This is a genomic window from Micrococcus sp. 093350064-1 (assembly GCF_053627955.1).
Genome location: NZ_JBSEYU010000001.1, coordinates 266076 through 291091, shown reverse-complemented (window position 1 = coordinate 291091; position 25016 = coordinate 266076). Strand labels below are relative to the sequence as shown.

General features: G+C 74.1%; 25 protein-coding genes. 6 read left to right on the top strand and 19 right to left on the bottom strand.

Annotation, left to right across the window (positions count from 1 at the left end; translation table 11 throughout):
- The first annotated feature begins 96 nt into the window (after window positions 1-96).
- From ACUW6W_RS01335 to fabF, 5 genes are all read left to right on the top strand, one after another.
- Window positions 97-1299, top strand: a complete 1203-nt coding sequence (locus ACUW6W_RS01335) for a PucR family transcriptional regulator (protein WP_049145790.1) — start codon at window positions 97-99, stop codon at window positions 1297-1299.
- A gap of 106 nt (window positions 1300-1405) precedes the next feature.
- Entirely contained in the window at window positions 1406-2329 is a 924-nt protein-coding gene (locus ACUW6W_RS01330) for an ACP S-malonyltransferase (RefSeq protein WP_230277807.1), read from the top strand.
- Between the two features lie 32 nt (window positions 2330-2361).
- Window positions 2362-3414, top strand: a complete 1053-nt coding sequence (locus ACUW6W_RS01325) for a beta-ketoacyl-ACP synthase III (protein WP_256748705.1) — start codon at window positions 2362-2364, stop codon at window positions 3412-3414.
- A gap of 61 nt (window positions 3415-3475) precedes the next feature.
- Window positions 3476-3721 (top strand): acyl carrier protein, encoded by a 246-nt coding sequence (locus tag ACUW6W_RS01320; RefSeq protein ID WP_010078906.1) that lies wholly within the window; start codon window positions 3476-3478, stop codon window positions 3719-3721.
- A 176-nt stretch (window positions 3722-3897) separates the two neighbouring features.
- Window positions 3898-5142, top strand: coding sequence for a beta-ketoacyl-ACP synthase II (fabF, locus tag ACUW6W_RS01315; RefSeq protein WP_256748706.1), 1245 nt, complete (start codon window positions 3898-3900; stop codon window positions 5140-5142).
- A gap of 34 nt (window positions 5143-5176) precedes the next feature.
- Here fabF and ACUW6W_RS01310 read toward each other — a convergent pair whose 3' ends face one another.
- From ACUW6W_RS01310 to ACUW6W_RS01225, 18 genes are all read right to left on the bottom strand, one after another.
- Window positions 5177-5680, bottom strand: coding sequence for a DUF3145 domain-containing protein (locus tag ACUW6W_RS01310; protein ID WP_036340144.1), 504 nt, complete (start codon window positions 5678-5680; stop codon window positions 5177-5179).
- A gap of 170 nt (window positions 5681-5850) precedes the next feature.
- Complete coding sequence (locus ACUW6W_RS01305) at window positions 5851-6882, bottom strand: tyrosine recombinase XerC (RefSeq protein WP_256748707.1); 1032 nt, start codon at window positions 6880-6882, stop codon at window positions 5851-5853.
- A gap of 57 nt (window positions 6883-6939) precedes the next feature.
- Complete coding sequence (locus tag ACUW6W_RS01300) at window positions 6940-8208, bottom strand: DNA-processing protein DprA (protein WP_454179653.1); 1269 nt, start codon at window positions 8206-8208, stop codon at window positions 6940-6942.
- Entirely contained in the window at window positions 8205-9809 is a 1605-nt protein-coding gene (locus ACUW6W_RS01295; protein WP_454179651.1) for a YifB family Mg chelatase-like AAA ATPase, read from the bottom strand. The genes ACUW6W_RS01300 and ACUW6W_RS01295 overlap by 4 nt, the downstream gene beginning before the upstream one ends.
- A complete protein-coding gene (locus ACUW6W_RS01290) occupies window positions 9806-10225 on the bottom strand; it encodes a YraN family protein (RefSeq protein ID WP_036312824.1) in 420 nt (139 codons plus the stop codon). Before ACUW6W_RS01290 ends, ACUW6W_RS01295 begins: the two co-directional genes overlap by 4 nt.
- A 134-nt stretch (window positions 10226-10359) precedes the next feature.
- Window positions 10360-10683 (bottom strand): DUF2469 domain-containing protein, encoded by a 324-nt coding sequence (locus tag ACUW6W_RS01285; protein ID WP_002853817.1) that lies wholly within the window; start codon window positions 10681-10683, stop codon window positions 10360-10362.
- Between the two features lie 116 nt (window positions 10684-10799).
- A complete protein-coding gene (locus tag ACUW6W_RS01280; protein WP_454179650.1) occupies window positions 10800-11552 on the bottom strand; it encodes a ribonuclease HII in 753 nt (250 codons plus the stop codon).
- On the bottom strand, window positions 11549-12148 hold the full coding sequence (gene lepB, locus ACUW6W_RS01275) for a signal peptidase I (RefSeq protein ID WP_095695602.1): 600 nt from the start codon (window positions 12146-12148) through the stop codon (window positions 11549-11551). Before lepB (ACUW6W_RS01275) ends, ACUW6W_RS01280 begins: the two co-directional genes overlap by 4 nt.
- Entirely contained in the window at window positions 12145-12888 is a 744-nt protein-coding gene (gene lepB / locus ACUW6W_RS01270; RefSeq protein WP_400394667.1) for a signal peptidase I, read from the bottom strand. Before lepB (ACUW6W_RS01270) ends, lepB (ACUW6W_RS01275) begins: the two co-directional genes overlap by 4 nt.
- Before the next feature lie 36 nt (window positions 12889-12924).
- Window positions 12925-13278, bottom strand: a complete 354-nt coding sequence (rplS, locus tag ACUW6W_RS01265; protein WP_002853821.1) for a 50S ribosomal protein L19 — start codon at window positions 13276-13278, stop codon at window positions 12925-12927.
- Between the two features lie 248 nt (window positions 13279-13526).
- Window positions 13527-14273 (bottom strand): tRNA (guanosine(37)-N1)-methyltransferase TrmD, encoded by a 747-nt coding sequence (gene trmD / locus ACUW6W_RS01260; protein ID WP_020625067.1) that lies wholly within the window; start codon window positions 14271-14273, stop codon window positions 13527-13529.
- 3 nt (window positions 14274-14276) lie between these two features.
- The gene (gene rimM / locus ACUW6W_RS01255) at window positions 14277-14864 is read right to left on the bottom strand and encodes a ribosome maturation factor RimM (protein WP_134416671.1); all 588 of its coding nucleotides are present in this window, start codon (window positions 14862-14864) and stop codon (window positions 14277-14279) included.
- A gap of 105 nt (window positions 14865-14969) precedes the next feature.
- Window positions 14970-15209 (bottom strand): RNA-binding protein, encoded by a 240-nt coding sequence (locus ACUW6W_RS01250; protein ID WP_029248213.1) that lies wholly within the window; start codon window positions 15207-15209, stop codon window positions 14970-14972.
- 2 nt (window positions 15210-15211) lie between these two features.
- Window positions 15212-15658 carry a 30S ribosomal protein S16 gene (gene rpsP / locus ACUW6W_RS01245; RefSeq protein WP_020628324.1) on the bottom strand — a complete coding sequence of 149 codons (447 nt, stop codon included), beginning with the start codon at window positions 15656-15658 and terminating at the stop codon, window positions 15212-15214.
- A 200-nt stretch (window positions 15659-15858) separates the two neighbouring features.
- The gene (gene ffh / locus ACUW6W_RS01240; protein ID WP_060973685.1) at window positions 15859-17445 is read right to left on the bottom strand and encodes a signal recognition particle protein; all 1587 of its coding nucleotides are present in this window, start codon (window positions 17443-17445) and stop codon (window positions 15859-15861) included.
- A gap of 123 nt (window positions 17446-17568) precedes the next feature.
- A complete protein-coding gene (locus ACUW6W_RS01235; RefSeq protein WP_044659143.1) occupies window positions 17569-18834 on the bottom strand; it encodes an ammonium transporter in 1266 nt (421 codons plus the stop codon).
- Between the two features lie 234 nt (window positions 18835-19068).
- Window positions 19069-20277: a signal recognition particle-docking protein FtsY gene (gene ftsY, locus ACUW6W_RS01230; RefSeq protein WP_181816366.1), complete on the bottom strand. Its 1209-nt coding sequence runs from the start codon at window positions 20275-20277 to the stop codon at window positions 19069-19071.
- 47 nt (window positions 20278-20324) lie between these two features.
- Window positions 20325-22061 carry an alginate lyase family protein gene (locus ACUW6W_RS01225; RefSeq protein WP_185194693.1) on the bottom strand — a complete coding sequence of 579 codons (1737 nt, stop codon included), beginning with the start codon at window positions 22059-22061 and terminating at the stop codon, window positions 20325-20327.
- 296 nt (window positions 22062-22357) lie between these two features.
- Here ACUW6W_RS01225 and ACUW6W_RS01220 point away from each other — a divergent pair, with 296 nt between their 5' ends.
- Window positions 22358-23662 (top strand): MFS transporter, encoded by a 1305-nt coding sequence (locus ACUW6W_RS01220; protein ID WP_206481482.1) that lies wholly within the window; start codon window positions 22358-22360, stop codon window positions 23660-23662.
- 93 nt (window positions 23663-23755) lie between these two features.
- Here the strand turns inward: ACUW6W_RS01220 and wecB are convergent, their stop codons facing one another.
- Window positions 23756-24901, bottom strand: coding sequence for a non-hydrolyzing UDP-N-acetylglucosamine 2-epimerase (gene wecB / locus ACUW6W_RS01215; protein ID WP_100057394.1), 1146 nt, complete (start codon window positions 24899-24901; stop codon window positions 23756-23758).
- Window positions 24902-25016 lie beyond the last annotated feature (115 nt).

The following is a 25016-nucleotide window of genomic DNA, read 5'->3' as shown; positions in this document are numbered from 1 at the left end:
TCCCGACCCGACGCCGGCCGCCCGCCTCCGCCACGGAGGCGGGCGGCCGGCGTCGTCGCTGTAGGAACCCCACAACACGCGCCTAGGATGGAGCGCATGCCCGAGCCCCGCCCCGCCGCCCCTCGCCCCGTGAGCACCGACGGGCTGGCCCGCCTCCGGAGCCACCTGGGGGCACTGAACACGGCGGTGCTGCAGCGGCTGGACGCCACCCTGCCCTGGTACCGCCGACTCACCCCGGACGAGCGCAGCGCCCTCGGGCTCGTGGCCCAGCGCGCCCTGCAGGGCTTCCTCACGTGGTTCGAGCGGCCCACCTCCACGGGCCACGTCCTGCAGGACGTCTTCGGGCCCGCGCCCACCGATCTCACCCGGGCGATCTCGCTGCATCGGGCCCTCCAGCTCATCCGGACGATGGTGGACGTCGTCGAGACGCGGGTGCCGGAGCTGCTGGCCGAGCGCGACCAGGCGCCCGTCCGCGAGCACATCCTCCACTACTCGCGCGAGGTCGCGTTCGCGCTCGCAGACGTGTACGCCCGGGCCGCGGAGATGCGCGGCGCGATGGACTCGCGGCTCGAGTCGGTCCTGCTGGACGCGGTGCTGCGCGGGCAGGACCCGGACGAGATCCGGCACCGGGCCACCGCATTGGGCTGGCGTGGGGACCACGACGTGATGGTCATGGCCGGTCTCGCCCCGGGGCAGGACAAGCCCGCGTTCATCCCGGACCTGCGGCGGGCCGCGGCGAGGCTCGACTGCGACCTGCTCGTGGGCGTGCAGTCCGAACGGCTCGTCCTCGTGGTCGGCTCGGTGCGGGATGCGCGGGCGGTGGGCGAGGCGCTCGCGCCCTGGTTCGCGCCGGGACCGGTGATCGTGGGACCCGTCGTGGACTCGCTGGTCTCGGCGCACGTCTCGGCGCGGCACACCCTCGCCGGGCTCAGCGCCGCGGCCGCCCACCCCCGGGCGAGCCGGCCCACCCCGGCGGAGGACCTGCTGCCCGAGCGGGCGCTGCTGGGCGACCCCACGGCCCGGGAGGCCCTCGTGGACGGGGTGTTCACGCCCCTGGCCGACGCCGGCACCTCCCTGCTGGAGACCGTGGACGCATACGGCGCGCTGGGCCACTCGCTCGAGGGCACGGCCCGCGAGCTGTTCGTCCACGCGAACACCGTGCGGTACCGCCTCAAGCGGGTGGCCGAGGTGACCGGCTGGGACCCGCTGGTCCCCCGCGACGCGTACGTCCTGCAGACCGCGATCACCCTGGGCCGGCTCGCGGGGGCGCGGCAGACGACCGGGGACGGGTCGGACTGAGCCGGGGCGGCGCACACCCCCGCTTGTAGAAACCCTCCAAACCGACTCGCCGTGCTTCGTGGCGCGATCTGCCCGGATCGGCGGCCGATCCTGACACGATGGAGGAATGCTTGCCATCGTGTGCCCCGGACAGGGGTCCCAGACGCCCGGCTTCCTCGCCCCCTGGCTCGAGCTGGACGGGACCCGCGACCTGCTCGCGTCCCTCTCCGACGCCGCGGGCGTGGACCTGATCCGCCACGGCACCGAGTCGGACGAGGAGACCATCAAGGACACCGCCGTCGCCCAGCCGCTGATCGTGGCGGCCGGCCTGGTGGCCGCCGCGGCCCTCGAAGCGGACGCCGCCGCACCGGAGTCGACCGTCGTGACGGGCCACTCCGTGGGCGAGATCACCGCGGCCGCCGTCACCGGCGTGCTGTCGCCCGCTGAGGCCCTCTCGCTGGTGCGCGTGCGCGCCACCGGCATGGCCCGGGCCGCCGCGGCCACGCCCACGGGCATGGCCGCCGTCGTGGGTGGGGACCAGGACGAGGTCCTCGCGGCCATCGACGCGGCGGGCCTGACGCCCGCCAATGTCAACGGCGCCGGCCAGATCGTCGCCGCCGGCACCGCGGAGGCCCTCGGCGCGCTCGCCGAGTCCGCCCCCGCCCGCGCCCGCGTGATCCCGCTCAAGGTGGCCGGCGCGTTCCACACGGAGCACATGCGCCCCGCCGTGGACGACCTCGCGGCCCACGTCGCCGACCTCTCCCCCTCGGACCCGCGCCTGCCCCTGCTGTCCAACCGGGACGGCGAGGCCGTCGAGTCCGGCACGGACGTGCTCGCCCGGATCGTGGACCAGGTCACCCGCCCGGTCCGCTGGGACCTGTGCATGGCGACCATGGCCACGCGGCAGGTCACGGGCGTCCTGGAGCTGCTGCCCGGTGGCACACTGACCGGACTGGCCAAGCGCGGTCTCAAGGGCACCGCGCAGCTCGCCGTGAAGACCCCCGAGGACCTGGACGCCGCGCGGGCTTTCCTGGCCGAGCACTCGGCCTGAACCCCGCGCACCGCCCGGCAGAGAGAGGCACCATGACCGTCACCCTGAAGCAGCACGAGCGCCCCGCGGCCAGCCGCATCGTGGCCGTGGGCGCCTACCGCTCGGCGAACCTGGTCCCCAACGAGGACCTCATCGGCCCCATCGACTCGTCGGACGAGTGGATCCGCCAGCGCACCGGCATCGTCACGCGCCAGCGCGCCACGGCGGAGGAGACCGTGCCCGTCATGGCCGTGGGCGCCGCCCGGGAGGCCCTCGAGCGGGCCGGCCTGCAGGGCTCGGACCTGGACGCCGTGATCGTCTCGACCGTCACCTTCCCGCACGCCACCCCCTCGGCCGCGGCCCTCGTGGCGCACGAGATCGGGGCTACCCCGGCGCCCGCCTACGACGTCTCCGCCGCGTGCGCCGGCTACTGCTACGGCGTGGCCCAGGCCGACGCGCTCGTGCGTTCCGGCACCGCGCGGCACGTGCTCGTGGTCGGCGTCGAGCGCCTCTCCGACGTCGTGGATCCCACGGACCGCTCCATCTCCTTCCTCCTGGGCGACGGCGCGGGCGCCGTGATCGTGTCGGCCTCGGACGAGCCGGGCATCTCCCCCTCGGTGTGGGGCTCGGACGGGGAGCGCTGGTCCACGATCTCCATGACGCACTCGCAGCTGGAGCTCCGCGATGCCGTGGAGCACGCCCGCACCACGGGCGACGCCTCGGCGATCACCGGCGCGGAGGGGATGCTCTGGCCCACGCTGCGCCAGGACGGGCCCTCCGTCTTCCGCTGGGCCGTGTGGTCGATGGCGAAGGTGGCCCGCGAGGCCCTCGACGCCGCGGGCGTGGAGCCCGAAGACCTCGCCGCGTTCATCCCGCACCAGGCCAACATGCGGATCATCGACGAGTTCGCCAAGCAGCTGAAGCTGCCGGAGTCCGTCGTCGTGGCCCGGGACATCGCGGACGCCGGCAACACGTCGGCCGCGTCCATCCCGCTGGCCATGCACCGTCTGCTGGAGGAGAACCCCGAGCTCACCGGCGGCCTGGCCCTGCAGATCGGCTTCGGCGCCGGGCTGGTCTACGGCGCCCAGGTGGTCCGCCTCCCCTGAGGCGGCGCCGTCTGATTCACTGATCACGTACACCCCACACCCCTACCGAAGGAGACGCCCCATGGCTTCCAAGGAAGAGATCCTCGCCGGCCTCGCCGAGATCGTGAACGAGGAGACCGGCCTCGACACCGCCGAGGTGCAGCCGGAGAAGTCCTTCACGGACGATCTGGACATCGACTCGATCTCGATGATGACCATCGTGGTCAACGCCGAGGACAAGTTCGGCGTGAAGATCCCGGACGAGGAGGTCAAGAACCTCAAGACCGTCCAGGACGCCGTCGACTTCATCGACGGCGCCCAGGCCTGATCGGCCCACGACGGCGGCGGGCCCGGCCCGCCCCGTCCCCTCGGTGAGCGCCGGGGGCGCGTGAGCGCCCCCGGCCCCCGACACCCTCGACTTCCGGCACCCCGGCGAGCGCCGCGCGTCGTGCCGACGACACCCCTCCGCCCGATCCCCACTCGAGACCCAGAGGCAGCAGACCCATGACCCGCACCGCAGTGATCACCGGCCTCGGCGCCACCACGCCCATCGGCGGCGACGTGCCCACCTTCTGGTCCCACGCCCTGCAGGGCGTCTCCGGTGCGCGCACCATGGAGCACGACTGGGTGGAGAAGTACGAGCTGCCCGTCACCTTCGCGGCCGAGCTGACCGTGCCCACCTCCGAGGTCCTCTCCAAGGTGGAGCAGAAGCGCCAGGACCCGGCCACCCAGATGGCGACCGTCGCCGCGCGCGAGGCCTGGAAGGACGCCGGCCTCGAGGGCGCGGAGGTCGACGGCGACCGGCTCGCCGTGGCCTTCGGCACCGGCATCGGCGGCGTGTGGACCCTCCTGGACGGCTGGGACACCCTGCGCGAGCGCGGCCCGCGCCGCGTGCTGCCCATGACCGTCCCGATGCTCATGCCCAACGGCGCCGCCGGCGCGCTCTCCCTCGAGTTCGGCGCCCGCGCCGGCGCCCGCACGGTGGTGTCCGCGTGCGCCGCCGGCACCGAGGCGCTCGAGACCGCGCTGCTGCTCATCCGCTCCGGCCAGGCCGACGTCGTGATCTGCGGCGCCGCCGAGGCCGCCGTGCACCCGCTGCCGATGGCCGCGTTCGCCGCGATGCAGGCGCTGTCCAAGCGCAACGACGACCCGCAGGCCGCGTCCCGCCCCTACGACGTGGACCGCGACGGCTTCGTCCTCGGCGAGGGCGCCGGCGTCATGGTGATCGAGTCGGAGGAGCACGCGAAGGCCCGCGGCGCACGCGTCTACGCCGAGCTGGCCGGCACGGGCGTCAGCTCCGACTCCCACCACATCACCGCGCCCGAGCCCGAGGGCCTGGGCGCGACCCGTGCGATGCGCGCCGCTCTGAGGTCGGCCGACATCACCCCCGAGGACGTGTGCCACGTGAACGCCCACGCGACGTCCACGCCCAAGGGCGACGCCCCGGAATACCTGGCCATGCGGGCCGTGTTCGGCGACCACCTGGACCAGGTGCAGGTCTCGGCCACGAAGTCCCAGACCGGCCACCTGCTGGGCGCCTCGGGGGCGATCGAGTCGATCCTGTCCGTGCTCGCCGTGCACCACGGCCAGGCGCCCGTGACCATCAACCTGGACCACCAGGACCCGGAGATCCCGCTGAACGTGGTCACCGGCTCCCCCGCTCGCCTGCCCGAGGGGCCGCGCGTGGCCGTGAAGAACTCGTTCGGGTTCGGCGGCCACAACGCGGTGGCCGTGTTCCGCAGCGTCTGAGCCGGAGCGCCGCCCGCGCCAGCCGGGCGAAGGCTCAGACGGCGCGGTGCAGCCAGCGCACGTTGGCGTGGGCGGCGGCCAGCCGGAACGGCTCGAGCTCATCGTCCCAGGCCTCGCCGAGCGCGAGGGAGAGTTCGTGCATCAGCACGCTGGGGTCGCCCGCGCCGGCCTCGTAGGCGTACCGGATGCGGTCCTCGGAGACCATGATGTTGCCGGAGACGTCCGTGGTGGCGTGGAAGATGCCGAGGTCCGGGGTGTGGGACCAGCGCGAGCCGTCGACCCCGGCGGACGGCTCCTCCGTGATCTCGAAGCGCAGGTGCGGCCAGCCACGCAGAGCGGAGGCCAGACGCGCGCCGGTGCCGGCGGGCGCCGTCCAGTGCACCTCGGCGCGGTGCTGGCCGGGCGCGACCGGCTGACCCTCCCACTCCACCGAGGTCGCGGGGCCGAGCACGGAGCTCAGCGCCCACTCCACGTGGGGGCAGAGGGCGGTGGGGGCGGAGAGGATGTGGACCACGCCGCGGGTATGGGTGCTGGTCATGGATGCCTCCGAGGGTGCGATGCGGTGCGTCTTCCCCTACGACCACGTCGCGGCTCCGGTGGATCCTGGGGCCATTGTGCACCAGGGATGCTGGGCCGGCAACGAGGCGGCGCGGCGCCCTGCGTGTCGCGGTGGCGCAGTGGAGGGGCCGGGGGCGCTCCGGGGAGGCGTCAGGCGCGTGGGTGGGCCTGCCGGTAGCCCTCGCGGAGGCGATCGATCGAGACGTGTGTGTAGACCTGCGTGGTGCGCAGGGACGCATGGCCCAGCAGCTCCTGCACGCTGCGCAGGTCGGCGCCGCCGTCGAGGAGGTGGGTCGCGGCCGTGTGGCGCAGCGCGTGGGGCCCGCGGGCCGCGGTGTCCCCCAGGCCCTCGAGCGCCCGGTCGACGACGGTGCGCGCCTGGCGCACCCCCAGCCGGCCGCCGCGTGCGCCGAGGAAGAGGGCGGGGCCGGAGTCCGGCCGGGCCAGGCGGGGGCGACCGAGCCGCTGCCACGCCTGGAGGGCGCGGCCCGCGGGTGCGCCGTAGGGGACGGTGCGCTGCCGGTCTCCCTTGCCGGTCAGCCGGACGACGCCGCGGCCGGCCTCGAGGTCGTCCACGTCCAGGGCGGAGAGTTCGGCCACCCGGGCGCCCGTGGCGTAGAGCAGCTCGAGCAGGGCGGCGTCCCGCAGGGCCAGCGCGTGGGCGGCGGGGTCGTCGCCCGCGGCGGCGGCGTCCACACGCTCCTGGGAAGCCGCGAGGAGCCGGGTCGCCTGCTGCTCCTGGAGCACGTGGGGCAGCGTCCCCTCGGGTCGGGGCGAGCGCAGCCGCAGGGCGGGGTCGTCCGAGCGCAGGCCCTCGCGGCGCAGCCAGGCCGTGAAGGTGCGGACGGCGGCCACCCGGCGGGCCAGGGTCGCGCGGGCGAGGCCGGCCCCGCTCATGGCCGCCAGCCAGCCGCGCAGGTCCTCGATGTCCAGCTCGGCGAGGACGTCCGGTGCGCTGGACGCGTGGCGGGCAGGGGCGTCGTCGTCCACGGCGGGCGCCGCCGCGGTGCCGGCGACGTGGTCGATGAGGGCGCGCAGATCGGCGAGGTACGCGCGCACGGTCTGGGGGCTGCGGTTCCGCTCGTGGCGCAGGTGCTCCTCGAACGCCTCGAGCCAGGCCGTGTCCCGGGGCGAGGGGGCGCGCGGGACCGGGACGGGACGGACGGAGGACGACGGGGTCATCCCCCCACTCTGCCATCCGCCCCAGGGCGGCGCCGCCCGGGAGCACGCGGCCGGAGGTCATCCCCGCCGCCACCGGTCCTCGACCCGTTCGGCCAGGCCCGCCCGCTGCAGCCGGGACAGGCACGCCAGGACGGTGGGCAGCGCGAGCCCGGCGCTGACGGTGATCCGGTCGACGGGCACCGCCTGGCGCAGGGGCAGCGCCTCGTGGACGAGGGCCTCCTCCATCGTGAGCCCGTCGGTGGGCCGCGCGGCGGGCTCGGGAGCTGCCCGGGTAGAGGTCCTCCCGCCCGCGCCGCCGCTCCGGGCGGGCCCCTGACCGAGCAGGGCGAGGGCCTCCTGCTCGGTGGTCACGAGACGGGCGGGGCTCTCCTGCAGCAGACGGTGGCAGCCGGCGGAGCTGGGCGAGGTCACGGGGCCGGGGACCACGCCCACCTCGCGGCCGAGGCCGAACGCGTGGCCCGCCGTGTTCTGCGCTCCCGACCGCCAGCGCGCCTCGACCACCAGCACGGCCCCCGCGAGCGCGGCGATGACCCGGTTGCGCTGCAGGAACCGGTACCGCGTGGGACTCGCACCGGGCGGCATCTCGGACACGAGCAGCCCGGCGGCCATCACCGCGCGAAGCAGGTCCTCGTGGCCGGCCGGGTAGAACCGGTCGAGGCCGCCGGCCAGCACCGCCACCGTGGGCGGGACGCCGTCGCGATCCGCCACGTCTTCCGGTGCGGCGGGCGCCTGCAGCGCGGCCCGGTGGGCGGCGCCGTCGATGCCGTACGCGCCGCCGGAGATCACGCACGCGCCCTGCTGGACGGCGTGGGCGGCGCAGCGGGCGGTCACGGTCCGTCCGTACGCGGTCGCCTCCCGGCTGCCGACGACGGCGAGCATCCGGTCCGCGGGAGGCAGCGTTCCGGAGCCGCGGAACCACAGGCCCAGGGGCGCCTCCTCGCCCAGGTCCGCCAGGGCGGCGGGCCAGGCGTCGTCCTCGGGGATCAGCAGGCCTCCCCCGAGCCGGTGGAGAGTCACGAGGTCACGCTCCGGCTCCAGCCGGGCGGCCCGGGGCGCCCAGCGGGCCAGCCCCGCGGCCCAGCGCCGGGGCAGCGTGTCGGGCGCGCCGGCGAGATCGGCGAGCAGATCGCGCTCGGCGGGCTGGATCGTCTCCCGGCCCGTGAGCAGGGCGAGCGCCCGCTCCGGCCCCAGCGCCGTGACGGTCTGCACCGCGAGCGCGTCCCCGGGCTCGACCAGCCGGGTCAGGGCGGCGCGGGCGAGCCGGGCGGCGTCCGGCCGGCGCGGCCCGGCGACGTGGTCTGCCGCCGGGGTGACGTGGGTGGTCATGCGTCCTCCTCGTTCTGGTGGCGCAGCGTGAGTGCCACGTCGGTGTCCTCGGGTGCGGGCCGTTCGGCGCCGCGCAGGTCTGCCAGGGTCCAGGCGAGGCGCAGGACGCGGGCGTGGCCGCGCGCGCTCAGCAGGCCCTGGTCGACGGCGTCGTCCGCGGGCCGGCGGGCCGCCCGGGGCACGGCGTACGGGCCGTGCCGCAGCACCCCGGCGGGGACGTGCGCGTTGCGGCGCAGCCCGGACGGGGCGAGCCCGCGCTCGGCGGCGGTGGCCCAGCGCCGGGCCTGGCGGTCGGCGGCCGCGGCGACCCGGGCGGCCACCTGCGACGTGGTCTCGGACGCGGGCGCCCCCGTGAGCTGCCGCGCTTCGACGGGCCGCACGGTGACCTGCAGGTCGACGCGGTCCAGCAGCGGCCCGGAGAGCCGCTGGGCGTAGCGGCGGCGTTCGGGCACGCTGCACCGGCACTCGACGCCCGTGCCACCGCCCTTGCCGCACGGGCAGGGGTTGGCGGCCAGCACGAGCTGGAACCGGGCCGGGTAGACGACGGCGCCGAGGGCCCGGTGCAGCAGCACCTCCCCGGACTCGAGGGGCTGGCGCAGCGCCTCGAGGGTGCGCCGTTCGAACTCGGGGGCCTCGTCCAGGAACAGCACGCCGCCGTGGGCGAGGGAGGCCGCTCCCGGCCGGGCGAGGCCGCTGCCGCCGCCCACGAGGGCCGAGCGGGACGCCGAGTGATGGGGTGCCTCGAACGGCGGGGTCCGGTCGATCTCGCCGTCGAACCCCTGGGACGTCCCGCCCCTGCGCCGGACACGGGCGTCGCCGCCGCGAAGGGAGCGCAGGGCGGCGCACTCGAGCGCGGTGCGCCGGTCCAGGGGCGGCAGGATCCCGGGCAGGCGCTCGGCGAGCATGGTCTTGCCCGCCCCCGGGGCGCCCATGAGCAGCAGGTGGTGGGCGCCGGCCGCGGCGACCTCGAGCGCGAACCGGGCCTCGGCCTGTCCGGCGACCTCGGCCAGGTCGGGCACCGCACGGGCCGGCTCCGGTTCCGGGGCTGTCACCTGCCGCCGGGCCGGGCGGCGGGGCGCCTCTCCGTCCGGTTCCCCGCCGAAGGCGCGGATGACGTCGTGCAGATGGGCGAAGCCGCGGACTTCGGCACCGGGGACCAGGCGGGCCTCGGCCTCCGCGTCCTCGGCGACGACCACCTCGGAGCACCCCGCGTCGACGGCGGCCATCACCATCGCCACGGTCTCCGGCGAGCGGTGCAGGGCGCCGTCGAGACCGAGCTCGGCCAGGAACACGGGCCCCTCGACGTTCCGCACCCGCCCGTCCGCGGCGTAGGCGGCCAGGACGATCGCCAGGTCGTGGCAGGCGCCCCGCTTGTGCACCCCCGCTGGCAGCAGGTTCACGGTCAGGTGCCGCCGGGTCAGGGGCAGTCCGGCGTTGCGCGCGGCGGAGCGGATGCGGTCCCGGCTCTCCTGCAGCGCCTGGTCCGGCAGGCCGAGGAGGGTGAACCCGGGCAGGGACTGGGCGATGTCCGCCTCGACGTGCACGACCTCCCCGCGCAGACCCGCCAGCGTGATGGAGCGGGTGCGTCCGATGCCGCTCACGGCCGCACGTCCTGCAGCAGGTCGAAGCGGATCCCGCCCGTGCGCGGCACCAGCACGGCGACGGCGTCGACGCGCCAGGGCGTCCCCCGGCGGTCCGCGGCGTGGGCCCGCACCCACGCCGCGGTGAGGCGGTGCAGCCGGGTGAGCTTGCGCCGGTCGATCGACTCGAACGGGTCGCCGAAGGCCAGGCCCGAGCGGGTCTTCACCTCGACGCCCACCCACCAGCCGGCGTGGTGGGCCACGATGTCCAGCTCTCCGGCCTCGCCCCGCCAGTTGCGGTCGGCGATCACGTAGCCGCGCTCGGCGAGCCAGCGCGCGGCGGCGTCCTCACCGAACCGGCCCAGCGCCGTGTGCGCGCGGCTGGCGCGCCTCTCTCCGGGCGGCTGCGCCCCGATCTGTTCCGCGGTCCCCGTCATCCCGACCACCTCCTGGGCACCAGGGTGGTCCCGGGCGAGGCCGCGGGGTGGGCGGCGGCGGGGATTGTGCGGGGCCGGACGCCTGTGCAGGAGTGGACGTCGGCGTCCCGTCCTCTGGACCGCTCAGGGGTGGGTCAGCTCGGCAGCTGGCCGTCCGGCGGGACCGTCAGGTCCTCGGTGGGCAGCTCCTCGATGTTCACGTCCTTGAAGGTCAGCACCTTCACGCGCTTGATGAACCGCTGCGTGCGGTACACGTCCCACACCCAGGCGTCCTCGAGCAGGATCTCGAAGAACACGTCCCCGTCCGCCTGGCGGGGCGTCAGCCGCACGTCGTTGGCGAGGTAGAAGCGCCGCTCGGTCTCCACGACGTAGCGGAACAGGCCCACCACGTCCCGGTACTCGCGGTAGAGCAGCAGCTCGGCCTCGGCCTCGAAGTCCTCGACGTCGTCTGCGCTCATGACATGCCTCCTCAGTGTTCGCCGCGCACCCGCGACAGTCCGGGCACGCACGGTCTCCATCCTCCCCCGTCCGGGGGTCGCACGTCGAACGGGCGGCCGCGCCCGACCCCAGGGGCTCAGTCGAACAGGGTGGGCGGCGCCTGCGCGGGCGCGCCCGGCAGCCCGAGGTTCCAGCTGCGCCGGTGTTGCCGGCTCGCCCCGCGCTCGGCCAGGGCGGCCCGGTGCGCGGCCGAGCCGTACCCCTTGTTCCCGGCCCACCCGTACCCGGGGTGCTCCGCGTCGAGGGCGATCATGACGTCGTCGCGGGCCACCTTCGCGGCGATCGACGCGGCCGCCACCGTCGCGCACCGATCCTCGGCCCGCACCAGCATCGTGGGCACGGGCGGCAGCGGGCGCGGCGCGGGCGCGGGGCCGGCGTCGGGATCGGAGCGACTCAGCCAGTCGTCCCGGCCGTCGAGCACGAGGGCGACCGGCTCCTGCCCCACCGCGGCGCACAGTGCCGCCCAGGCCCGGCGCCCGGCGAGGCCGAGGGCCGCCGAGATCCCGAGCGCGTCGATCTCCGCGGGGCTGGCCTCCCCCAGCGCCACCCCGGCCGCCCAGTCCTCGATCTGCGGGACCAGGGCGCGCCGGCGTCGGTCCGTGAGCGCCTTCGAGTCGCGCACCGGAGGGATCTGCCCCGCGGCGGGCAGCCACGCGGCGCACACCCCGACGACGACGGGCCCGGCCAGTGCGCCCCGGCCCACCTCGTCCATGCCCGCCACGAGCACCCGGTCCACTCCCCGCGCGGCGAGGACCGGCCCGGCCAGCCCCGCCTCGACGTCCAGGCCCGCGCGCACCGTCGGCCGGCCACCGCTCCCGCGGGGGGTCACGTGCGCTCCTCCAGCGCGGGCGCGTCCGGCACGGCGGCGAACGCGTCGGGGTCGGCACCGGCGCCGCCGATCCGGTCCAGCGGCCAGACCACGAACCGGGCGCGGCCCACCACGTCGTCGAGGGCCACGAACCCGCCCCCGGGCCCGGCGCGGTGCGCGCGGGAGTCCGCCGACGCCGAGCGATGGTCGCCGAGCACCCACAGCCGCCCCGCGGGGACGGTCACCTCGAACGCTTCCTGCGCGGGCGTCTCCCCCGGCGCGAGGTACGGCTCCTCCACGGGCACCCCGTTCACGCGCAGCGTCTCCTCGCCGGGCGTCCAGGAGACGATGTCCCCCGGCAGCCCGACGGCCCGCTTGATCACGTGGCCGCCCCCGGGCAGCCAGCCCTTCGTGTCTTCGAACACCACCACGTCACCGCGGCGCACCGGGAACGGATCCGGGGTGAGCAGCGTGGCGACCACGCGGTCGCCGGCCCGCAGCCCGGGCTCCATGGACGAGGACGGGATGGCGTACATGCGCGCCAGGAAGGCCCACGCCAGCACGCAGGCGAGTACGGTCACGGCGGCCGCGATCAGCGCGGTGCGGCGCCCCGTCACGGCGTGTCCCCGGAGGGGGCGTCCACGGTCCCGCGGCGGGCCAGGGGCCACACGATCTCCGCAGCCCGGCCCTCGACCCGCTCGAGCGGGATCAGCCCGCCGCCGGGGGCGCCCAGCAGTGCGCGGGAGTCCCGGGAGGCGGCGCGGTGGTCGCCCAGGACCACCATGCGCCCGTCGGGCACCTCGAAGGACCAGGTCCCCGCCGCGGCCGGCTCGTCCGCGGTCACGGGCCTGCCGAGATACGGCTCGTCCAGCGGCTCGCCGTTGCGCAGCAGCCGGCCGTCCGGGGCACAGCACTCGAGGCGGTCCCCCGGCAGGGCCAGCACACGCTTGACGAACACGTCCTCGGCCGCGCCGACACCCCACCACCGGGCGACGTCCTCGAGGCCGCGCTCGAGCGATCCGGCCGAACGGTACGGCGCCAGGCTGCCGGCGCCGTCGAACACCACCACGTCGCCGTGGTGCAGGCCCTGCCCGCCCGCCGCGGCGGCGTCCACCCGCACGCGGTCGCCGGGCTGCAGGGTCGGCTCCATCGACCCGGAGGGGATGAGGTAGACGGGGCCGGTGAGGGCCCGCAGCACGGCGGCCACCACGACGGCGGCCACCACGGTCAGGCCGAGCCACGCCCACCAGCGGCTCGTGCCGGAGGCGGGGGCCGCCGTCGGGCCCGAGGAGGAGCCGGCCCCGGACGCGACGGAGCCCCGTGACCGGCGGGGGTCACGGGGCTCCGAGGTGCGCATGGGTCGATCACCGGTCGGCGGGGCCGACCGGGATGATCACTTGGCGTCGGCGCGCTTCTCGCGGATGCGGGCGGCCTTGCCGTGGCGGTCGCGCATGTAGTACAGCTTCGCGCGGCGCACGTCGCCCTTGGTGACGACCTCGATCTTGTCGATGACCGGGGAGTGCACCGGGAACACGCGCTCCACGCCGATGCCGAAGGACACCTTGCGGACGCGGAAGGTCTCGCGCACGCCGTAGCCCTGACGGCCCATGACGTAGCCCTGGAACACCTGGACGCGGGCGGTCTTGCCCTCGATGATGTTCACGTGCACCTTGACGGTGTCGCCGGGGGCGAACTCCGGGATGTCGTCGCGCAGCGTCTTCTTGTCGAACGAGTCGAGAATGTGCATGTCGTCTCTCCTGGCGGATGCCACAGGTCAACCGCGTGGTAGGCGGGCGCACGGTCCGTCCACGTCCGCATGACGAGGGGGCCGGGTCCCGAGCCGAGGGCCGGGCCCCGCACGAGGGGTGCGGTCCCGGGGTCCGATCCGTTGACGCGCGCCCCCTGTGGCAGGTCGGGCGTCCGGCGGACACGAGGATCCATTATGCCACAGCCGACGAGGGCGCACCGCCCGGCCGGCGCGTCGGGCGCGGCGGGTCAGTCCTCGGAGTCGTACGCCGCCCACAGGTCCGGTCGCCGCTCGCGCGTGCGCTCCTCCTGCTGGGCCCGACGCCAGGCCGCGACCTTGCCGTGGTCGCCCGAGAGCAGCACGGGCGGCACCGCACGGCCCCGCCAGTCCGCGGGCTTGGTGTAGACCGGGTACTCCAGCAGGCCGTCCTCGTGGGACTCCTCGACGAGCGAGGCCGGGTTGCCCACGACGCCCGGCACGAGGCGGCCGACGGCCTCGATCATCGCCAGCGCCGCGACCTCGCCGCCGTTGAGCACGTAGTCGCCCAGCGAGACCAGCCGCACCTCGAAGAGCTCCTCGGCCCAGCCGAAGACGCGCTCGTCGATCCCCTCGTAGCGGCCGCACGCGATCGCCACGTGCTCCCGGCCCGCCAGTTCCCGGGCGAACCGCTGGGTGAAGCGCTCCCCCGAGGGCGTCGGCACGAGCAGCACGGGGCGGTCCCCCGGCTCCGCCGACGACGACTCGGCGGGGGCCGGTGACACGGGCCCTTGGGCCGCCACGTGCTCGAGCGCGAGCGCCCACGGCTCCGGTTTCATCACCATGCCGGCGCCGCCGCCGTAGGGCGTGTCGTCCACGGTGCGGTGCCGGTCGAAGGTGAAGTCGCGCAGGTCGTGGACGTGCACGTCCACGAGGCCCTCGCGGCGGGCACGGCCCAGCAGCGAGACGTCGAGCACCGCGAGGTACTCGGGGAAGATCGTGACGACGTCGAAGCGCACCGCTCAGTCCTCCGCATCCGCATCGGTGGGCCCGTCTGCGGCGCCCTCGTCCTCGCCGGTGGCGAGCTCGAGCAGCCCCGGCGGCGGGGTCAGCACGAGCACGCCGGCCTCGGGGTCGATCTCCGGGACGATCTCCTCGACGAAGGGCACCAGGGCCTCCTCCTCGACGCCGTCCAACGCGACGTGCAGCAGATCCTGGACCGCCCCGGTGGTCAGGGCCGTGACGACGCCGACGCGCTCGCCGTCGACCCGCACCTCGAGGTCCACGAGGTCCTCCTCGTACCACTCGTCGGACTCCTCGGGCGCGGCGGGAACGGCGAACAGCTGGGCGCCGCGCAGGGTCTCGGCGACGTTGCGGTCCGGCGACTCCGCGAAGCCGACCACAAGGATCTGCTTGTTCCACCGGGCGCGGGTGACGGTGAGCTCCGCCGGCAGGCCCGGGGCGCCGTCGCGCACCACGAGGCGCTCGCCGGGGGCGAAGCGGGCATCCGGGTCGTCGGTGAAGACCTGCACGGTCACCTCGCCGCGGATGCCGTGCGGCTTGCCGATGCGGGCGACGCGGACGAGGTCGTCCTGGGCTGCGGGACTCATGGGCTCTCCTGGGTGGGACGGTCGGTGGCGGGAGGGGGCGGGGCCGGAAGACGACGACGGCCCGCCGGCCCGGTGAGGGGCGGGCGGGCCGTGCGTCACGGGCCGTCAGGAGCGGCGGTCGGTCTCCACCACGTCCACGCGGACGGGGTGGCCGGCCAGGCCGTCCAGCACGGTGCGCAGCGCGGTGGCGGTGCGACCCTGGCGGCCGATCACGCGACCCAGGTCCTCGGGGGCCACGCGGACCTCCAGCATGTCGCCGCGCCGCTGGGAGCGGGCGTCCACGCGGACCGCCTCGGGCGTGTCCACGATGCCGCGCACCAGGTGCTCGAGGGCCTCGGTCAGCATGGTCACTCGGACTTCTCGGCGTCCTCGGCCGGCGCCTCAGCGGCCTCCTCGGCCGGAGCCTCGGCGGCCTGCTCGGACTCGGCCGGGGCCTCCTCCTGCTTCGGCTCCTCCGGCAGGATGACCGAGCCCTTCTCGGGGGCCACGAAGGCCTCCTTCTCGGACTTGGACTTCAGGGTGCCCTCGGCGCCCGACTCGCCCTTGAACTTCTGCCAGTCACCGGTGACCTTCAGCAGCGCGGCGACCTGCTCGGTCGGCTGGGCGCCGACGGAGAGCCAGTACTGGGCGCGCTCCGAGTCGATCTCGATGAACGAGGGCTCCTCGGTGGGGTGGTACTTGCCGATCTCCTCGATGGCACGGCCATCGCGGCGGGTGCGCGAGTCCATGACGACGACGCGGTAGAACGGGGCGCGGATCTTGCCGAACCGCTTCAGACGAATCTTGACAGCCACGAGTGTGGTTCTCCTTCAGTGGATCTGGGGGGCCGGGGCACGACGCCGCGTGGGGGCAGCGGGCGTCGACGACCTGGCACACGGAACGGAGCGCAGCGGAGGATAGAGGGTCGTCCGGGCTCACGCTCAGTACCGTGCCATTCTGCCAGATCGGGCGGGCCGGTGCACACCCGGCGCGCCGCGACCGAGCAGCGGGCGGCTCAGCGGTCCTTGAGGTACTTCTCGAAGCCCGCCGGCAGGTTGAGGGTGGACGGGTCGAAGCCCTCCATGCCCGCGCCGTCGCGGCCGAACACCGCCCCGGCCTGCGCCTGGGCGGCGCGGGCGCGCCGCTCCTCGATCGCCTTGCGCTCGGCCGCGGCCTTGGCCGGGTTGCCGGACTTCACGCGATCGCGCTTCGCGTTCTTGCCCTTGCCCTTCGTCTTGCGGGAGGCGCCGCCCGGCATCCCGGGCATGCCCGGGATGCCACCGCCGGCGGCCATGCGCTTCATCATCTTCTGCGCCTCGGCGAAGCGCTCGAGCAGGCCGTTGACCTCGGACACGCTCACGCCCGAGCCGCGGGCGATGCGGGCACGGCGCGAGCCGTTGATGATCTTGGGGGCCACGCGCTCGTGCGGGGTCATCGAGTGGATGATCGCCTCGACGCGGCCGATCGACGACTCGTCGAACTGCTCAAGCTGCTGCCGCATGCCCTGGGCGCCCGGCATCATCATGAGCATCTTCTTCAGCGAGCCCATCTTCTTGAGCTGCTGCATCTGGGCGAGGAAGTCGTCGAGGGTGAAGTCCTCCTGGTCCGCGAACTTGCGGGCCATCTTCTCGGCCTCGGTGCGGTCCCAGTTCTGCTCGGCCTGCTCGATCAGGGAGAGCACGTCGCCCATGTCGAGGATGCGCGAGGCCATGCGGTCCGGGTGGAAGACCTCGAAGTCCTTCAGGCCCTCGCCCGTGGAGGCGAACATGATCGGCTTGCCGGTCACGTGGCGGACGGACAGCGCGGCGCCGCCGCGCGCGTCGCCGTCGAGCTTGGTGAGCACGACGCCGGTGAAGCCGACGCCCTCGTTGAACGCCTGGGCCGTGGCCACGGCGTCCTGGCCGATCATCGCGTCGATGACGAAGAGCACCTCGTCCGGGTCCACGGCGGCGCGGATGTCTGCGGCCTGCTGCATGAGCTCGGCGTCCACGCCGAGGCGGCCCGCGGTGTCGATGATGACCACGTCGTGGTACTTCGTGTTGGCCTCGGCGACGCCGTCGCGGGCCACCTGCACCGGGTCGCCGGAGGCGGCCTCGAACTCGGAGGAGACGCCGGGGTGCGGCGCGTAGACCGGGACGCCGGCGCGCTCGCCGCCGACCTGCAGCTGCTTCACGGCGTTCGGGCGCTGGAGGTCGCAGGCCACGAGCAGCGGGGTGTGGCCCTGGGACTTGAGCAGGTGGGCGAGCTTGCCGGCGAGGGTCGTCTTGCCGGCGCCCTGCAGGCCCACGAGCATGATGACGGTGGTGCCCGTCTTGGCGTGCTGGATGCGCCGGGTCTCACCGCCGAGGATGCCCACGAGCTCCTCGTTGACGATCTTCACGACCTGCTGGCCCGGGTTCAGGGCCTGGGCCACCTCGGCGCTGAGGGCGCGCTCCTTGATCTGCGCGATGAACTGGCGGACCACGGGCACGGCGACGTCGGCGTCCAGGAGGGCGCGGCGGATCTCGCGTGCGGTGGCGTCGATGTCCGCCTCGCTCAGCCGCCCCTTGCCCTTGAGGCTGCGGAAGGTGGCTGTGAGGCGGTCGGACAGGGAGTTGAACACGGCGGGTGTGATCCTTCGAAGCGGGGTCGACTGAGCCGGACGCGGTCGGTCGCGGGCGCCGCGGCATCCACCGCGGCGCCCGCCAAGCCTAGCAACCGACCGGCCTCACCCGTCCGCGGCGGCTCACCGCGCCTCGGCGGGGACGGGCACCCCGCCGAAGCCGACGTCGTAGTGGTAGGCCGACTCGTCGTGCAGGGTGAGGTCCACGCCGCGCTCCTCGTCCTCCTCGCTCACGCGCAGGCCCAGGGTGGCCTTGAGCACGAGCGCGATGAGGAAGGTGAGCACCGCGGTGAACACCACGGCCACGACGACGGCCACCGTCTGGGCCAGCAGCAGACGGCCGTCCCCGCCGTAGAACAGGCCCGCGGGGCCCTCGGAGGGCAGGGCGAAGAAGCCGATGAGCACGGTGCCCAGGATGCCGGCGGTCAGGTGCACGCCCACCACGTCGAGGGAGTCGTCGAAGCCGAGGCGGTACTTGAGGTTCACGGCCAGGGCGCTGGCCGCGCCGGAGGCCACGCCGATCACCAGGGCGCCGAGCGGGCTGACGAAGGCGCACGCCGGAGTGATGCCGACGAGGCCGGCCACGATGCCGGAGGCGGTGCCGATCGAGGTCGGGCGGCCGCGGCGCACCCACTCCACCACGACCCAGCCGAGCATGCCGGCCGCGGCGGCGGCCAGGGTGTTGATCCAGATCAGGCCGAGCTGGCCCGTGTCGCCGGCGGCGCCGCCGTTGAAGCCGAACCAGCCGAACCACAGCAGGGCGGCGCCCAGCATGGTGAAGGGCACGTTGTGCGGCTTGTGGCCGGGGTCCACGCCGAAGCCCTTGCGCTTGCCCATCATCAGGGCCAGGACGAGCGCCGCCACGCCGGCGCTGATGTGCACCACGAGGCCGCCGGCGAAGTCCAGGGCCTCGCCGAGGCGCGAGCCGATGGCGCCCTCCTCGGCGAGCAGGCCGCCGCCCCACACCATGTAGGCCAGCGGCGCGTAGACCAGGGTCACCCACACCGGCACGAACACGCACCAGGTGAGGAAGCGGGCGCGGTCCGCGACCGCGCCCGAGATGAGGGCCACCGTGATGATGGCGAAGGTGGCGCCGAAGCCGGCGGCGATCAGACCGCCCTCCTCCATCGCGGTGGTGAGGCCGGGGTCGGCCAGCGGGCTGCCGACGAGGCCGAGCCAGCCCTCGCCGCCGGTCATGCCGGAGACCCAGAGGATCCACACGACGCCGACCAGGCCCATCGAGACGAAGGACATCATCATCATGTTCAGCGCGGACTTCGAGCGGGTCATCCCGCCGTAGAACAAGGCGAGCCCCGGTGTCATCAAGAGGACGAGGCCTGCGCTCACCACCATCCACACGGTTCCGGCGTCCAGGGTCATCTCGTTCATGGGCGTCTCCTCGGTCTGAGCCGGACGCCCGCCGCGTCGACGCCGTTCGTCCGGCGTCGTCGCCCGGTCCAGGATCGGACCGTTGCTCAAGGAGCGTAGCGGAGCGTGAGGCGCGGCACGGTGGCGCGCACGGAATCGGACGCAATGTGACGCGCCGCGCCGCCGGGGGTGACCGGGGACGCAGCGGGCCCCTCCCGACGACGTCGGAAGGGGCCCGGTGCGCGGCGCGGCGGGTCAGTCGGCCAGCAGCGCGTCCACGAAGCCCTCGGCGGTGAACGGCGCGAGGTCATCGGGGCCCTCGCCGAGGCCGATCAGCTTGACGGGCACGCCGAGCTGGCGCTGGATGGCGATCACGATGCCGCCCTTGGCGGTGCCGTCCAGCTTGGTCAGCACGATGCCGGTGACGTCCACGACCTCGGCGAACACCTTCGCCTGGGTCAGGCCGTTCTGGCCGGTGGTGGCGTCGAGGACGAGCAGGACCTCGTCCACCTCGGCCTGCTTCTCGATGACGCGCTTGATCTTGCCGAGCTCGTCCATGAGGTTGGCCTTGTTCTGCAGGCGGCCCGCGGTGTCCACGAGCACGACGTCGACGCCCTCGGCGATGCCGCGCTCCACGGCCTCGAAGGCGACGGACGCCGGGTCGGCGCCCTCCTTCTCGGAGCGGACGGTCTCGACGCCCACGCGGGCACCCCACGTGGCGAGCTGCTCGGCGGCGGCGGCGCGGAAGGTGTCCGCGGCGCCGAGCACGACGGTGCGGTCCTCCGCCACGAGCACGCGGGCGAGCTTGCCCACGGTGGTGGTCTTGCCGACGCCGTTGACGCCCACGACCATGGTCACGGCGGGGCGGTCGCCCTTGCGGGTCGCGGCGAGACGGCGGTCCATCGAGGGGTCCACCATCGCCACGAGCTCCTCGCGCAGCAGGGTGCGCACCTGCTCGGGGTCACGCGTGCCCTCGACCGTGACGCGGGCCTTGAGGCGGTCGACGAGCTCCAGGGTGGGCTCGGTGCCGAGGTCCGCCATCAGCAGCGTCTCCTCGATCTCGTCCCACACGTCGTCGTCGATGCGGTCCTGGGACAGCAGCGCCAGCAGGCCCTTGCCGAAGACGTTGTTGGACTTGAGCAGGCGGGCCCGCAGGCGGGCCAGGCGCGAGCCGGCGGCCTCGGGCCGCTCGTACTCGGGCTTCGCCGGGGCGGTCTCCGCCTCCTCGACGACGGTGGGCTCCGGCTCGGCGACGACGGGCGGCGCCTCGTCGACCTCGGGGCGTTCCAGGACGGCGGTGGAGCCCGACGGGGCCGCGTGCCGCGGGCTCGGGCGCGGGTCGTCCGCGTCCCGCACTTCCTGGTACGACCCCTTCGGCGGGGCGGGGCGCCGGTCCAGCAGGCCGACGAGCACGCCGCCCAGCAGCAGGGCGGCCACGACTGAGACTATGAGCACGATTTCCACGGGCCCAGTCTGTCACACGGGCCGTCGCCCGCCCCGGGCCGCACGGTTCACGTCAGGCGGGAGAGGGTGCCGTCCTGCTGCACCGCGACTCGGGCGTGCCCATCCTCGCTCCGGACCGTGAGGATGACGGAGCCGTCGGGGGCGCTCTCACTGTCCACCTTCACGGCGTCGCCCGCGGCGGCCGGGACGAGCACACTCACGATCGCGGACTCGGCTCCGGTCGAACGGAACGCGACCTGAGTCGCCTCCTCCCGTTCCTGCTCTGCGGGGTAGTGCCATCCGTGGTGGGCGTGGCCGCCCTCGACGTCGGTCTCGCCCCGTCGCAGGTGCACACCGCCACGCGGCACCGGCTCACCGTCCAGGCGCACCTGCACCAGGGTCGTCGATTCGCCGGAGCCTGCGTCCACCGCCCGGACGGTGTCCTCGGAGACCCTCTCTGCCGAGAACTCCGCCGGAAGATTCCAGAGCGTCTCGACCACATGGTCCGTCCGGCCGTCGAGGATGCGAGTGCGATCCACGATGACGGCGACGTCCGGGTCGGTGAGCACGAGAACAGAACGGGCCCGCTCCCCGCCGACGTCCAGGTTCTGGCGCGCCGTCGCACCGTCGGCAGAGCCATCCGACGACACCCACACATCACCCCGCTCGGCGGGACCCGCGCCCGGGTACTCGTCGAGCGTCGGAATGTGGATCACGTTGTGCGCAGTCGGCCCCAGACCCCACGGTCGCCAACTGTCCTCGACGATGCCGGGATGTCCCCCGTCTTCGACGATCTGGCGACCGCGCGCCGTGTACAGGAACTGCATCAGATCACCGCGGTGGGACTTCGTCTCCCGCCCCGTGCCCGTGCGCAGCATCCACGCGGCGGCGTCCGCGAAGCCGTCGTCGGGAGTTCCCCAGGATGACCGGCCGAATACGGGGCCGGAGTCAAAAGCACGGACACGGTCGGCGGACGCGACGCCCTCCGCCCCGTCGGTGGCCGCGTAGCGCAGCTCATCGCTCATGCCGTCGAATGGCTTGACAGGGAACTCTGCACTGTCCCCGTATTGCCAATATGAGCCCGTCGAATCAACCATATGAGGAAGGGCTTGACCCATTTTTTCCACCCCATCCTCGAAGGCGCCGGATTCGACCCCGCATCGGGCTGCCGTCTCATCGATGGCTTGGAAGAGCACATAGTTGAATTGCGCGTAATGCGGTGCCGCTTCGTTGCTGAGGCCCTGGTCGTCCACCTGGAAGGGGATATCTCCTTCGGCGCGCTCCATGGCGTGCTCCATCCAGTCCGGTCGGCCCAGAACGCACCCGGCGCCCAGAAGAGCCAGATTCTCCATCGACCCGTGATTGTGCCGCTTCGAGTAGCGCGCCATGTTCTGCGCTGCGTGCTGGCCGATCAGATCATCCAGCCAGGCATACTCCTCCGGCAGACTGCCGTCCTTGGCAAGTTCAGCAGAACGTGCTGCGCGGTCGGCGACCACTTCACGGAAGCAGAGGAGGACCCCCATGCGATGATGGTTGGCCTCCGCATCATCATGGTCGCCGCCCCATCCGCCCTCGTGGTCAGCCCGCCAATCGCGTATGACCCGCTCAGCGACACCGAGGGCCTCCTCGTCGCCTTCCCGGCCGGCTTCGATGCTGGGCCCGATCCACCTGAGGGAAGACAGCCACAGACGCCAGCCTTCGTCCTGGTAAGGATCTACATCCCAGTCGATGTCACCCGATCCGTCACCCACCGCGACGGGATCGAACTGGCGCCACCCGTAGACGTCCCGCGCGTTGGTCTCCACGGTGTTGAATCTCTGGAGCTGCCCATAGCCTCGACACGGAGAGAGGCTTGCGCGTTCGACGGCGGTCATGGGGTGGCCAGCTGTCTGGGGAGGATCCCCGGACTCGTCGCCGGGCGCCGCGGCAGGGTGAGGTGCACAGCCCGCCAACCCGACGGCAGCGGCCAGCAGGCCGGCGCAGACGCGGAACATCCGGCGACGGCCGGAGGAAGACCGGTGGTCCATCTCACCAGTGTCCCACGAGGCGTGGCGGACGTCGCCCCGGGTCGCACACCCGGCGCCGTGCGAAGATGGCGGTCATGCCGTTGTCGTCCGCCCGCTCCTCGCGGGTCCCCCTGCCCCGTGAGATCAAGGTCCTCGTCGCCGCCGCGTTCATCATCGCGATCGGCTTCGGCATCATCGCCCCGCTGCTGCCGCAGTACGCGGCGACGTTCGACGCGTCCGCCGTCGGGGTGGCCGCCGTCGTGTCCGCGTTCGGGCTGACCCGCCTCCTGTTCGCCCCGGTCTCCGGCAAGCTGACGAACCGGCTCGGCGAGACGCCCGTGTACATGACGGGCGTGCTGATCGTGGCCGCGTCCATGTTCCTGATCGCCTTCGCGCAGACCTTCCCGCAGCTGATCCTCTTCCGCGCGATCGGCGGCATCGGCTCCACCCTGTTCACCGTGTCCGCGATGGCGTTCCTGGCCCGGAAGTCCCCGCCCACGATGCGCGGCAGGATCTCGGGCGCCTACGCGTCCGCCTTTCTGATCGGCAACATCGTGGGGCCGATCGTGGGCTCCGCCCTGGCCGTGTTCGGGTACCGGGCCCCGTTCCTGATCTACGGCAGCTCCCTGGTGGTGGCGGCGGCCCTCGTGTTCTTCCTGCTCAAGGACACCCGGCTCGCGGACCGCGCCGTCCGCGACGTCCGCCCCGCCATGCCGATCCGGGAGGCCCTGGCCAACCCGTCCTACCGGGCCGCGCTGGTCTCCTTCTTCGCCAACGGCTGGGCGACGTTCGGGGTGCGGAACTCGGTGATGCCCCTGTTCGCGGCGAGCGCGTTCGCCGGCACGGCGCTGCTGGGCTGGGAGGTGGACGGCGCGCTCATGGCGGGCCTGGCCCTGTCCGTGTTCGCGCTCGGCAACGTCACGGCCGTGACGTTCAGCTCGCGGCTGTCCGACGTGCACGGGCGCCGGCCGCTGATCCTGACGGGCCTGCTCGTCATGGCCGTCACCACCGGGGTGATCGGCTGGATGAGCTCGCCCGCGCTCTTCCTGCTCGCGTGCCTGCTGGCCGGCGCGGGCACGGGCACCCTGAACGCCCCGCAGCAGGCGGCCATCGGCGACGTCGTCGGCCAGGGGCGGCGCGCCGGCGCTGTGATGTCCACCGCCCAGATGTCCGCCGACCTGGGCGCCATCTCCGGTCCGCTGCTGGCCGGGCTCGTGGTGGACACCGCCGGCTACGGATGGGCGTTCGCGCTCACCGGCGGCGTCATCCTGCTCGGCGCGCTCGCGTGGTGGCGTGCTCCGGAGACCAATCTGCCGATCGTGCCCGGTGGGCCCCGCACCGGGTCCCTGCCGCTGGTCCGCCCGGAGGACGCCCGGGTGACCCCGCGCGAGGACGGGTGACGTCGGGGCAGGCACGAGGCCGCCGTCCCCGCGGGGACGGCGGCCTCGTGACGTCGACGGGGTGGGTGTCCCCGTCCGGGGGTGTGGTGCGGCTCAGGCGCCGTCGAAGGCCGGCAGCCGCTCGCCCACGCCGAGCAGCTCGGCGATCGCTGAGACCGTGCGCTCGGCCGCGCGGCCGTCGCCGTAGGGGTTCACGGCCTGGGACATCGCGCTGTACGCGGCCTCGTCCGTCAGCAGGCGGGTGACCTCGGTGACCACGACCTCCTCGTCCGTGCCGATCAGACGCACGGTGCCGGCGGTCACGGCCTCGGGACGCTCGGTGTTCTCGCGCATCACGAGGACGGGCTTGCCCAGCGACGGGGCCTCCTCCTGGACGCCGCCGGAGTCCGTCAGCACGACGGTGGCCACAGACAGCAGGTGGGTGAACTCGCCGTAGGCGAGGGGCTCGGTCACGAGCACGTTCTCGCGGCCCTCGATCTCCGGCAGGATCGCCTCGCGCACCACCGGGTTGCGGTGCGCCGGCAGCACGAAGGTGACCTCGGGGTGGTCCGCGGCCAGGCGGGCCAGGGCGCGGCCCACGCCGCGCATCGCATCGCCCTGGTTCTCGCGCCGGTGGGTGGTCACGAGGACGACGCGACGGCCGGACGCCTCCAGCTCGGCCAGACGCTCGTCCTCGAACGGCACCTGGTGGCTGACGGCCTCCAGCAGTGCGTCGATCACGGTGTTGCCCGTGACGTAGACGTCCTCCGCGGCCACGGCCTCACGCAGCAGGTTGTCCCGGCTCACGGTGGTCGGGGGCAGGTGCAGCGCCGAGATCTGGCTGGTGATCTTGCGGTTGGCCTCCTCCGGGAACGGGGAGAGGATGTCGAAGCTGCGCAGGCCTGCCTCGGCGTGGACCACGGGGATGCCGCGGTTGAAGGCGGCGACGGCGCCCGCCGTCGAGGTCGTGGTGTCGCCCTGGACGACGACGGCGTCCGGCCGCTCCTGCTCCAGGACGGCGTCGAGCCCGTCCAGGGTGCGGGCGAACACGCCGTTGAGGGTCTGCCGGGGCTGGATGATGTTCAGGTCGTGGTCCGGGACGATGCCGAACAGCTCGTTGACCTGGTCCAGCATCTCGCGGTGCTGCCCCGTGACGGTCACCACGCACTCGAACCGCTCGTCGGCCTGCAGCGCCTTGACGATGGGGGCCACCTTGATCGCCTCCGGGCGGGTTCCGTAGATGGGCATGACCTTGGGCACAGTTGCTCCTCTTGACTGGACGACCGACCGCGGCCGCGGCCCGATCAGGCTCGACGCGGGCGCGAGCTGTCGCCAGTCTACTGACGGCGCCGCGGCACCGCCGGTTGCTAGAGTG

Excerpts from the sequence above, each read along its gene's own strand:
- ACUW6W_RS01285 (WP_002853817.1), bottom strand. The coding sequence starts at position 10,683 with ATGAGCGCAGACGACGTCGAGGACTTCGAGGCCGAGGCCGAGCTGCTG.
- ACUW6W_RS01320 (WP_010078906.1), top strand. The coding sequence starts at position 3,476 with ATGGCTTCCAAGGAAGAGATCCTCGCCGGCCTCGCCGAGATCGTGAAC.
- lepB (WP_400394667.1), bottom strand. The coding sequence starts at position 12,888 with ATGCGCACCTCGGAGCCCCGTGACCCCCGCCGGTCACGGGGCTCCGTC.
- ACUW6W_RS01335 (WP_049145790.1), top strand. The coding sequence starts at position 97 with ATGCCCGAGCCCCGCCCCGCCGCCCCTCGCCCCGTGAGCACCGACGGG.
- ACUW6W_RS01220 (WP_206481482.1), top strand. The coding sequence starts at position 22,358 with ATGCCGTTGTCGTCCGCCCGCTCCTCGCGGGTCCCCCTGCCCCGTGAG.
- ACUW6W_RS01290 (WP_036312824.1), bottom strand. The coding sequence starts at position 10,225 with ATGACGGGGACCGCGGAACAGATCGGGGCGCAGCCGCCCGGAGAGAGG.
- rplS (WP_002853821.1), bottom strand. The coding sequence starts at position 13,278 with ATGCACATTCTCGACTCGTTCGACAAGAAGACGCTGCGCGACGACATC.
- fabF (WP_256748706.1), top strand. The coding sequence starts at position 3,898 with ATGACCCGCACCGCAGTGATCACCGGCCTCGGCGCCACCACGCCCATC.
- ACUW6W_RS01300 (WP_454179653.1), bottom strand. The coding sequence starts at position 8,208 with ATGACCACCCACGTCACCCCGGCGGCAGACCACGTCGCCGGGCCGCGC.
- ACUW6W_RS01250 (WP_029248213.1), bottom strand. The coding sequence starts at position 15,209 with ATGCTGACCGAGGCCCTCGAGCACCTGGTGCGCGGCATCGTGGACACG.
- ACUW6W_RS01330 (WP_230277807.1), top strand. The coding sequence starts at position 1,406 with ATGCTTGCCATCGTGTGCCCCGGACAGGGGTCCCAGACGCCCGGCTTC.
- rimM (WP_134416671.1), bottom strand. The coding sequence starts at position 14,864 with ATGAGTCCCGCAGCCCAGGACGACCTCGTCCGCGTCGCCCGCATCGGC.
- ACUW6W_RS01235 (WP_044659143.1), bottom strand. The coding sequence starts at position 18,834 with ATGAACGAGATGACCCTGGACGCCGGAACCGTGTGGATGGTGGTGAGC.
- ACUW6W_RS01310 (WP_036340144.1), bottom strand. The coding sequence starts at position 5,680 with ATGACCAGCACCCATACCCGCGGCGTGGTCCACATCCTCTCCGCCCCC.
- ACUW6W_RS01325 (WP_256748705.1), top strand. The coding sequence starts at position 2,362 with ATGACCGTCACCCTGAAGCAGCACGAGCGCCCCGCGGCCAGCCGCATC.
- ACUW6W_RS01305 (WP_256748707.1), bottom strand. The coding sequence starts at position 6,882 with ATGACCCCGTCGTCCTCCGTCCGTCCCGTCCCGGTCCCGCGCGCCCCC.